Origin of the sequence: Flavobacterium sp., assembly GCF_021151785.1 — a bacterium.
GTDB lineage: Bacteria > Bacteroidota > Bacteroidia > Flavobacteriales > Flavobacteriaceae > Flavobacterium.
Window position 1 is genome coordinate 1 of the sequence record NZ_JAGKWP010000082.1, and the last position, 10,016, is coordinate 10,016.

Genomic DNA, 10,016 nt, shown 5'->3' on the forward strand with positions numbered 1-10,016 from the left:
TTACTATACTTTTTACGCAATTAATTTGGTCTCAAAATGACTCGTTAAAAATAAGAACACCTTTTGAGAACTATAATTTAACTTGGATAAATGGACAAAACAGACAAAAAGATTTTCCACTGCAATTAAAAGATAAAAATGGAGAAACTATTTTAACAGGTGTTGTTTATTTAGACGGTCATTTTAACTATAATTTTGCTCATCCTAAAGACAACACACAAACCATATCTGCAGTAACCGCACGAAGTAATGAATTTAGTTTGGCACTAGCTAGTATTGGCATTGAATCAAACTATAAGAATACAATTGGTCGTTTATGGTTGCAAACAGGTAGTATGTTAAATATCATTCAGGAGACAGATGGTTCTATTAGTAGAGGTAGAAATACAAGTACCGGAAATTTAAAGTTTATTCGTGAAGCTGCAGCAGGTTATCATTTTAATGTTAATTACGGATTAAATGTAGAAATGGGTATTTTTATGAGTTATATTGGATTGGAAAGCTATTTAACACAAGAAAACTGGAGCTATCAAAGAAGTATGGTTTGCGATTTTACTCCGTTTTATTTTCAAGGTGCAAGAGTACAATATTATCCAACAAAAAACTACAAAACAGAACTTTGGCTATTAAATGGTTGGCAATCCTATAACAGTTGGAATAAAAATCCTGGAATAGGTAATTCAAATTATTTGAGACCTAATGAAAACATTCAGTTAGTAGCAAATTTTTATTATGGAAAAGACAGTAAAAGTGGTTCTCCTGAATTATCGAATATTATGCGTTTTCACCATGATAATAGTATTGTTTACAGATATATAAAAAAAACATCTAATCAAAAAGGTATTTCACAGGCTGCATTTAGTTTAAATAATCATTATGGATTTCAACAAGGAGATGGCTTAAAATCAAAAGACAATTATATGATGGGGTCCTCTCTTGTGAATCGTTTATGGTTTAATCAAAATAAAATTGGCTGGACAACAAGAGTTGATTATGTAACTAATCCAGGCGGATATTTAGCATTTACTCCTGCTCAATCAGGATTAATTCCTAATGATTATGAAACAGCCTTATCAGAAGGAAAAGATTTAAAAATGTGTCAATTGAGTACCACTTTTGATTTTATGCCTAATGATATTGTTACATTCCGAATCGAATATGCTTACAGAAATGCTAATATTCCCTATTTCACAGGGCCCGGAGGAACAACTTCACAAACTGGATTTTCAAATGATAGTTTAGACCCCAACTGGAAAGCAGATTTAAAAAAATCAGAGAATCGAGTTATAGTTGCTGTCAATTTCAGATTATAATTTTTAACCCATTTGAAAAAAAGACATATTTCTCATGATTTATGTCTTTTTTTTGTATTTGATAATACACTACATTTGAAAAAAAATTAATGAAGAAATTTACAGTCTTTTTATTTTTGTTACAAATTGTATTTTCAAACGCACAAGACAGTATCTCTAAAGTTGCAATTGATTTTTCTGGATACATTGACACTTATTATTCTTATGATTTTGACCAACCAGAGACGAAATACAAACAACCTTTTCAATACAATTACAACAGACAAAACAGTTTTAATTTAAATATTGCTTTATTAAGAGCCAATATTAGCTATGAGAATGTGTATGCAAAATTATCCGTTCATGCTGGTACTTATGTAGAAGACAATTATGCCGCAGAATCCATTAAATATATTAATGAAGCTTTTGTTGGTTTCTACTTAAACAAGAGCAAAAAAACGACAATTGAAGCCGGAATTCTACCTAGTTATATTGGATTTGAATCGGCTACAACCCACAGCAATCTGACTTTAACACGTTCTATTTTAGCGGAAAACTCTCCCTATTACATGACCGGTGTTAAATTAAATCATCAACTCAATAATCAATGGAGTATTGCAGGTTTAATTACTAACGGCTGGCAGCATATTGAAAAAGTTGCTGCTTCTTTTCCACCAGCATTTGGAACGCAAATTGTATACAAACCTAATGAAAACAACCTTTTAAATTGGAGTACTTTCATAGGAAAAGAGTATTATGGAACCGATTTAGGCTTTCGCTATTTCAGTAATTTCTATTGGGACAGCAAATGGCATCCCAAGTGGCATGCTGTTATCGGATTTGATTATGGATTACAAGATGTAGCTCCCAATGGTACAAAATTAATCAATTGGTTTAGTCCAGTACTAATTAACCAATACGCTATTCATTCCAAATGGCAAATAGCACATCGGATAGAATATTATCAAGACACTCAAAATGTACTACTTACAAGCTATAACTTACCCTTTAAGACTATTGGTAATTCAATAAATTTTGATTTTCTAGTGAATTCTAAATTTAAATTGAGAACGGAAGGTAAATGGTACCACGCTACCCAAAATATTTTTGATGAAAATACACAAAAAGATAATTTTTCTGTAACTTCGAGTTTGAGTTTTGAATTCTAACTATGATTGCTAAAATAGCCCTATTTAAACGTTACATCCGACAATTATTTGACCTAAAATCTTCTCAAGAAGCTGAAGAACAAACCTATTTTGAAATCAAAGAAGGTGTTGAATTTAAAGGTAAAAATTTATGGCTTTTAGCATTTGCTATTTTAATTGCCTGTATTGGTTTGAATATTAATTCAAAAAGTGCCGTTATTGGCGCTATGATACTTTCGCCTGTAATGGGACCTATTTTTGGTATTGGTTTTTCAGTAGGAACCTCTGATGTTGTCTTATTCAGAAACAGTTTGCAAAATGCCATTAAAATTATCATTGTCAGTGTTTTCTTTTCTACTTTATATTATGTAGTTAATCCCTATTCTATAGAAACGGAAGAACTAATTAGTTTTTCTAAGCCTACTTTTTTCGATGTATTATTAGCATTTATTGGCGGATTAGCTGCTATGCTTGCTATTTCAAGAGAAAGCGGCACACAAGTTATTATTGCTGTGGCTGTGGCAACATCTTGTATTCCACCGTTATGTACAGCAGGATTTGGTATTGCCAATTGTAATATAGAATATTTACTAGGGGGTCTGTATACCTATTCCATCAATTCCATTTTTATTGGTTTAGGAACCTTAATGATGACTAAATATTTAAAATTTAAACAACAGTCTGACAGAACCATTAAAAGTGTCAACGGATGGTTTGTGGTTCTTGGTTTACTCACACTTCTTCCAGCGCTTTACTTTGCCTATGAATTAGCCATTCAAAATATGTTTCAATACCGTGTAGAACGAGTGATAAACGATAAAATTGAGCCGCATTTTCATGTCATTAATTATTCTATTGATTCAAAAAATAAAATAATTGAACTAGATGTTTCAACAACTTCATTCAACAGCAGTATAGATGCTCAAATAACCCAATATTTTATGCAAAACAACCTCAAATGTCATGATGTTGTGGTTCATCAAAACATAGAAGAAAATCTGGACTTGGTAAAAGAAATCAAGAAATTACAAGTGGAAATCAAACAATTGAAAAAGGCAAAAAATTAACAATCTGCCAACCCAACCGCTACGGCTAAACCACCTTCAGAAGTTTCTTTGTATTTATTATTCATATCCTTTGCCGTTTCCCACATGGTATTTACCACTTTATCTAGAGGCACTTTAGCGTTTTTAGCATCGGTCTCTAAGGCCAATTCCGCCGCATTAATCGCTTTGATTGCGCCCATCGTATTACGTTCAATACAAGGCACTTGTACCAATCCTCCAATAGGATCACAAGTTAAGCCCAAGTGATGTTCCATGGCAATTTCTGCCGCCATCAAAACTTGTTCTGGTGTTCCGCCCATCAATTCACATAAAGCACCTGCAGCCATTGCACTTGAAACTCCAATTTCAGCCTGACAACCACCCATAGCCGCTGAAATAGTCGCGCCTTTTTTAAAGATACTGCCAATTTCACCAGCCACCATCAAAAATTGTTTAATTTGATTTTCGTTTGCTTCGTGGTTTTCAATAACCATATAGTACATTAGCACAGCAGGAATTACCCCTGCACTTCCGTTTGTAGGCGCCGTAACCACACGACCTAAAGACGCATTTACTTCATTCACAGCCAATGCAAAACAAGAAACCCATTTCAAAATTTGTCTAAATTTCACTTCCGTCTGACGAATAATTTGCAACCAAGAATAGGGGTTATCATACGGCAATACACCAATTAAGTTTTTATGCATATCATAAGCACGACGTCTTACATTTAAACCTCCTGGCAACGTTCCTTCAGTATGACAACCAATATACATACATTCCAACATAGTATCCCAAATACGAAGTAACTCGTTATGAATTCCTTCTTCAGAACGCATGGATTTTTCATTTTCATAAACAATTTCTGAAATCTTTTTGTTTTCTTTTTGACAATATTCCAATAATTCTGTGGCTTTATCAATTGGGAAAGGAAAAGCACATTTAATATCACTTTTATGATTATCTTCTTTTTCTTTTACCACGAATCCACCTCCAATAGAATAAAAAGTAGAAGTATATTCTCCTTTGTCTGTATAAGCCGTAAATGTTAATCCATTGGCATGAAAAGGTAAAAAATTACGATTGAATACGATGTCTGTATTTACATGAAACGGAATTAAAATTTCGTTTCCTAAGAAAATTTCGTTTTTATTATTGATTGCAGAAATAATCACATCTATACTTTCCACTGGGATGTATTCTGGATCGGCACCACTTAAACCTAGCATTACAGCTAAATCAGTTGCGTGGCCCTTCCCTGTCAATGACAATGAACCAAACAAATCTACTTTTACCCGATTGATATTATCCATTTGATTTTGATTTCTCAATTCGGCTAAAAATTTTTCTGCAGCACGCCAAGGCCCTAGGGTATGCGAACTTGAAGGTCCCACCCCTATTTTCAACATATCAAAAACTGAAATACATTCCATATACTAAATCGTTATAGTAGCAAAGGTAAAATTTAGAATTTAGAATTTAGAATTTAGAGGTGAAATTTTTATTTATTGTGCTACAAAAAGTTTCAATATTAAATGTATTTTTTCATTCCACCGGTATCTAAAAAAATAAAAAAGAATCTAATCAAAATTAGAAAAGATTCTTTCTTGTTAATACTATATTTTATTGAACAGTATTTCCTTGTGACTTTAATTCACCTACATTTATGCCACTAATACCAACGCTTTTTATTCTTCTTAGCCGCATCGGACTTTTTGGAATTAGAAGGTTTTTTAGCATTGCTTGTACCCGCTGGTTTTTGTCCAGAATTTTGTTTTTTTGGATTTCTTCGGTCGTTTTGCTTAGCTGTTTTTTCTTCTTCTGTATATTCTCTGAATGGAAACGGATTATCTTTTACCACTTTGATTTGTTGGCGGGTTAATTTCTCAATATCTTTCCAATATGCCAATTCATCTTTACCACAAAACGAAATAGCTAATCCTTCATTTCCTGCTCTACCAGTACGACCAATACGGTGCACATAAGTTTCAGGAATATTAGGTATATCAAAATTAATAACAAAAGGAAGTAAGTCAATATCAATACCTCTAGCAGCAATATCAGTAGCTACGAGTACTCCAATTTGCTTAGTTTTAAACTCATCCAATACACGTAAACGAGCAGATTGCGATTTATCCCCATGTATGGCTTCTGCTTTAATTTCATTTTTTTTCAATGCTTTAACCACGTTATCTGCACTATGTTTGGTACGAACAAAAACTAACACATTGGTCAACTTTTCTTCTTGAAGCAAATGAATCAATAATTTTCTTTTGTCTTCTTTTTGAACCATGTATACTTTTTGATTTATTTTTTCAGCTGTACTTGAAACAGGAGTAACCGAAACAAATTTTGGCTGTTTCAAAAATTGGTCTGCTAATTCTCTAATTGCAGCAGGCATAGTAGCCGAAAACAATAATGTTTGTCTATTATCCGGAGTTAATTTTATGATTTTTTTTACATCATTGATAAAGCCCATATCTAACATTTGATCTGCTTCATCAATCACTAAATGATGTAAATGATTCAAATCAATAAACCCTTGTTTGTGTAAATCCAATAATCGTCCTGGTGTAGCAATCAAAATATCTACTCCTTCTTTAATTTTATTTACTTGCGGAACCTGATTGACACCACCATAAATCACCATTGCTTTCGTATTCATATAGCGACCATAGGTCTCAAAACTATCTAAAATTTGATGCGCTAATTCACGAGTTGGTGCCAATACTAACGTTCGAATTACTTTTCTTTTATTTTTTGAGCCAATTATAGGATGTAAATAATTGAGAATAGGAATAGCAAATGCAGCTGTTTTACCCGTACCTGTTTGTGCACAACCAACTAAATCATGTTCTTCTAATATGATCGGAATCGCTTGTTGTTGAATAGGTGTGGGTGCTACATAATTTTCTTCCTTAAGTACTTCAGTAATATTACGGTGTAATTTTAAATCTTCGAATGTCATATATTAAATTTGTTTGGCAAAGATAGTCTATTTTTTTGTTGGTTGGTTTTAACATAAGATTAGCGTAGTAACATCCCTAATGTTAGAAGTATTAATTCTTATCTTTGAAAAAAATTACTATGCCACTTAATAAATACTTTTTTTACGCCTTATTCTCCTTTATCATATGGGGATTTTTTAGTTTAGCCTTAAAACCATTGCATAACTATCCTTCGATAGACATCTTGTTTTATAGAGTCTTTTTTTCTACAATTTTATTGTTACTACTAAATGTAACTCTTAGAAAAGACATTGTAAAAAACAGCTGGAATACCTTCTTGACCTTCAGTAAAAAAGAAAAAAAACAGTTTTTAACATTGACTATTGGTGGCGGATTTTTACTAGTATTAAATTGGTTTTTATTCATGTATGCCGTAAATCATGTAAGTTTACAATCGGCTTCCTTTGCCTATTTAATTTGTCCTATTATAACCACTGTACTAGCCTTTTTTCTTTTGAAAGAACGATTAAACCAATGGCAATGGATAGCTGTTTTGCTATGTATAATTAGTTGTATTCTACTTGCCTATGGTCATGTACAAGATTTGATTTACAGTCTAATCATTGCCACATCTTTTGCCTTATATTTAATATCCCAACGTAAAAATGGCAACTTTGATAAGTTCATTATTTTAACCATTCAATTGGTAATTGCCTCCTTTGTTTTGTTTCCTTTTTTTCCAAAATATGCTGGTCCCATCCCAACAGCTAGTTTATTTTACAATATGATGGCATTAATTGTCATTTTATTTACCATTATCCCTCTATATTTAAATTTGTATGCATTAAAAGGAATGAATTCTTCTGCCGTTGGAATTCTGATGTATACTAACCCATTGATTCATTTCATATTAGCTCTTTTCTATTTTAAAGAGAATGTACAAATAACACAATTAATAGCTTATGGCCTTATTGCTTTATCAATAGTAGTTTTCAACATAAAGAAAAAAACAACAAGCTAAAGAATTGTTTTACAACATTTTATATTGAATTAAAATAGAATTTTTTCTAATTTAATTATTAACACTAGACTATTTTCATTGCCTCCATTAAAGGTTACTTTTCTATTCTACAATTTATTGACACTTTTTAAAGGATAATTTCTGCCACAAAAAGCTATAAATGTCAGTTTGTCAGTCTAAAATAAATTCGTAAATAAAAAAACTGACAAATTAATTCAAAAAATGAGTTGGCATAAGAATTGACTATTTCGAATCGTGCAACGCACAGTTCACTCCTAGAGGAACTATTAAAAAGCATTAAAAAGGAGAAAATATTATGAGTAAAATTATTGGAATTGACTTAGGTACAACCAACTCATGTGTGGCAGTAATGGAAGGTGGAGAACCAGTAGTAATTGCTAACGCAGAAGGAAAACGTACAACACCATCAGTAATCGCATTTGTTGAAGGTGGTGAAATTAAAGTGGGAGATCCTGCAAAAAGACAAGCAGTGACTAACCCAACAAAAACAATTGCTTCTATTAAACGATTTATGGGTAACAAATACTCAGAAAGTTCAAAAGAAGCTTCAACTGTAGCCTATAAAGTGGTAAAAGGTGACAACGATACACCAAGAGTAGATATCGATGGTCGTTTATATACACCACAGGAATTATCAGCAATGACACTTCAAAAAATGAAGAAAACCGCTGAAGATTATTTAGGAACGACAGTAACTCAAGCAGTTATTACCGTACCAGCTTACTTTAACGATGCACAACGTCAAGCTACCAAAGAAGCGGGACAAATTGCAGGTTTAGAAGTGATGCGTATCATCAATGAACCTACAGCTGCTGCATTAGCTTATGGTTTAGATAAAGCAGGAAAAGATCAAAAAATCGCGGTTTATGACTTAGGTGGAGGAACATTTGACATCTCTATCTTAGAATTAGGTGACGGTGTATTTGAAGTATTATCTACTAATGGAGATACACACTTAGGAGGTGATGATTTTGACCAAGTGATTATTGATTGGTTAGCGAATGAATTCAACGCTGCTGAAGGTGTAGATTTACGTAAAGACCCTATGGCTTTACAACGTTTAAAAGAAGCTGCTGAAAAAGCAAAAATTGAGTTATCCTCTTCTGCTCAAACAGAAATTAACTTACCTTATGTAACAGCAACAGCTTCTGGGCCAAAACACTTGGTACAAACATTAACACGTTCAAAATTTGAGCAATTAGCTCATGAATTAGTAAAACGCTCTATGGACCCAGTAGCTAAAGCATTGAAAGATGCTGGATTATCAACTTCTGATATTGATGAAGTAATCTTAGTAGGTGGATCTACACGTATTCCAGTTATTCAGGAAGAAGTTGAGAAATTCTTTGGAAAAAAACCGTCAAAAGGAGTTAATCCTGATGAAGTAGTTGCTATTGGAGCTGCTATTCAAGGAGGAGTTTTAACAGGAGATGTAAAAGATGTATTATTATTAGACGTGACTCCATTATCTTTAGGAATTGAAACTATGGGTGGTGTTATGACTAAGTTAATTGAAGCTAATACAACGATTCCAACAAAGAAATCACAAGTATTCTCAACCGCTGCAGATAACCAGCCATCAGTAGAAATCCACGTGTTACAAGGAGAACGTCCTATGGCAAATGACAATAAAACAATTGGACGTTTCCATTTAGATGGCATTCCACCAGCACAAAGAGGAGTTCCTCAAATTGAAGTTACTTTTGATATTGATGCTAACGGAATCATTAAAGTTTCTGCAACAGATAAAGGTACTGGAAAATCTCATGACATTAGAATTGAAGCTTCTTCTGGATTAACACAAGAAGAAATCGAAAAAATGAGAAAAGAAGCTGAGATGAATGCTGAAGCAGATAAAGCCGCTATGGAAAAAGCTTCTAAATTAAATGAAGCGGATAGCATGATTTTCCAAACTGAAAAACAATTATCTGAATTTGGTGATAAATTATCAGAAGGTAATAAATCAAATATTTCTGCTGCTTTAGAAGAATTGAAAAAAGCTTACGAAACAAAAGATGTGGCTACAATTCAACCAGCATTAGATAAAATCAATGAAGCTTGGAAAGCTGCTTCTGAAGAAATGTACAAAGCACAAGCTGAAGGTCAAGGTGCTCCTCAAGCAGAACCAACTAATGAAGGTGGTGATTCTACACAAGATGTTGATTTTGAAGAAGTAAAATAATTTAAATATCACATAAAAGTTTTATAAACTAGTGTTTATATAAACTAAAATAAGAAAAAACCGAGTTAAAAAAATAACTCGGTTTTTTTATTTTAAAATAATTTGTATATTGAGAAACCAATTTCTAACTAAAAAAAACATGAAAAGCCTACTAATTGCGTTACTTTTAACTTTGATTCCTACTTCAATATTTGCTCAGAAAGCAAAAACTAAGTCGGGCTCTTCTACAATTACTTCTACTTTGGCAACGTTTGAAAACTTAAAAGCAGAGATTATTACTGAACAAGGTAAACAGAAATTGGTAATTAGTATTGAGAATGCAGGTAAAAAAGAAAATGTCATTTTAAAAGAGTTGATT

8 protein-coding genes are annotated in these 10,016 nt (G+C 32.6%); 6 read left to right on the plus strand and 2 right to left on the minus strand.

From position 1 onward, the window contains the following. The 3 genes from QZ824_RS08850 to QZ824_RS08860 all read left to right on the plus strand — a co-directional run. Positions 1-1,313: outer membrane beta-barrel protein (locus tag QZ824_RS08850; RefSeq protein ID WP_291275660.1), on the plus strand; the 1,313-nt coding region annotated here is incomplete at its 5' end. A gap of 89 nt (positions 1,314-1,402) precedes the next feature. After that, positions 1,403-2,461: an outer membrane beta-barrel protein gene (locus QZ824_RS08855; RefSeq protein WP_291275661.1), complete on the plus strand. Its 1,059-nt coding sequence runs from the start codon at positions 1,403-1,405 to the stop codon at positions 2,459-2,461. A 2-nt stretch (positions 2,462-2,463) separates the two neighbouring features. After that, the gene (locus QZ824_RS08860; protein ID WP_291275662.1) at positions 2,464-3,507 is read left to right on the plus strand and encodes a DUF389 domain-containing protein; all 1,044 of its coding nucleotides are present in this window, start codon (positions 2,464-2,466) and stop codon (positions 3,505-3,507) included. Here QZ824_RS08860 and QZ824_RS08865 read toward each other — a convergent pair. Both QZ824_RS08865 and QZ824_RS08870 read right to left on the minus strand, forming a co-directional pair. Next, entirely contained in the window at positions 3,504-4,919 is a 1,416-nt protein-coding gene (locus tag QZ824_RS08865; protein ID WP_291275663.1) for an L-serine ammonia-lyase, read from the minus strand. The genes QZ824_RS08860 and QZ824_RS08865 overlap by 4 nt on opposite strands. A 239-nt stretch (positions 4,920-5,158) precedes the next feature. Continuing rightward, the gene (locus QZ824_RS08870; protein WP_291275664.1) at positions 5,159-6,454 is read right to left on the minus strand and encodes a DEAD/DEAH box helicase; all 1,296 of its coding nucleotides are present in this window, start codon (positions 6,452-6,454) and stop codon (positions 5,159-5,161) included. A 119-nt stretch (positions 6,455-6,573) separates the two neighbouring features. On the opposite strand from QZ824_RS08870, the gene QZ824_RS08875 reads away from it, so the two are divergent. The 3 genes from QZ824_RS08875 to QZ824_RS08885 all read left to right on the plus strand — a co-directional run. Next, complete coding sequence (locus tag QZ824_RS08875) at positions 6,574-7,455, plus strand: EamA family transporter (protein WP_291275665.1); 882 nt, start codon at positions 6,574-6,576, stop codon at positions 7,453-7,455. 316 nt (positions 7,456-7,771) lie between these two features. Next, positions 7,772-9,658, plus strand: coding sequence for a molecular chaperone DnaK (dnaK, locus tag QZ824_RS08880; RefSeq protein ID WP_291275666.1), 1,887 nt, complete (start codon positions 7,772-7,774; stop codon positions 9,656-9,658). Positions 9,659-9,797: 139 nt separating this feature from the next. Continuing rightward, a partial coding sequence (locus tag QZ824_RS08885) for a hypothetical protein (protein ID WP_291275667.1) occupies positions 9,798-10,016 on the plus strand: 219 nt, incomplete at its 3' end.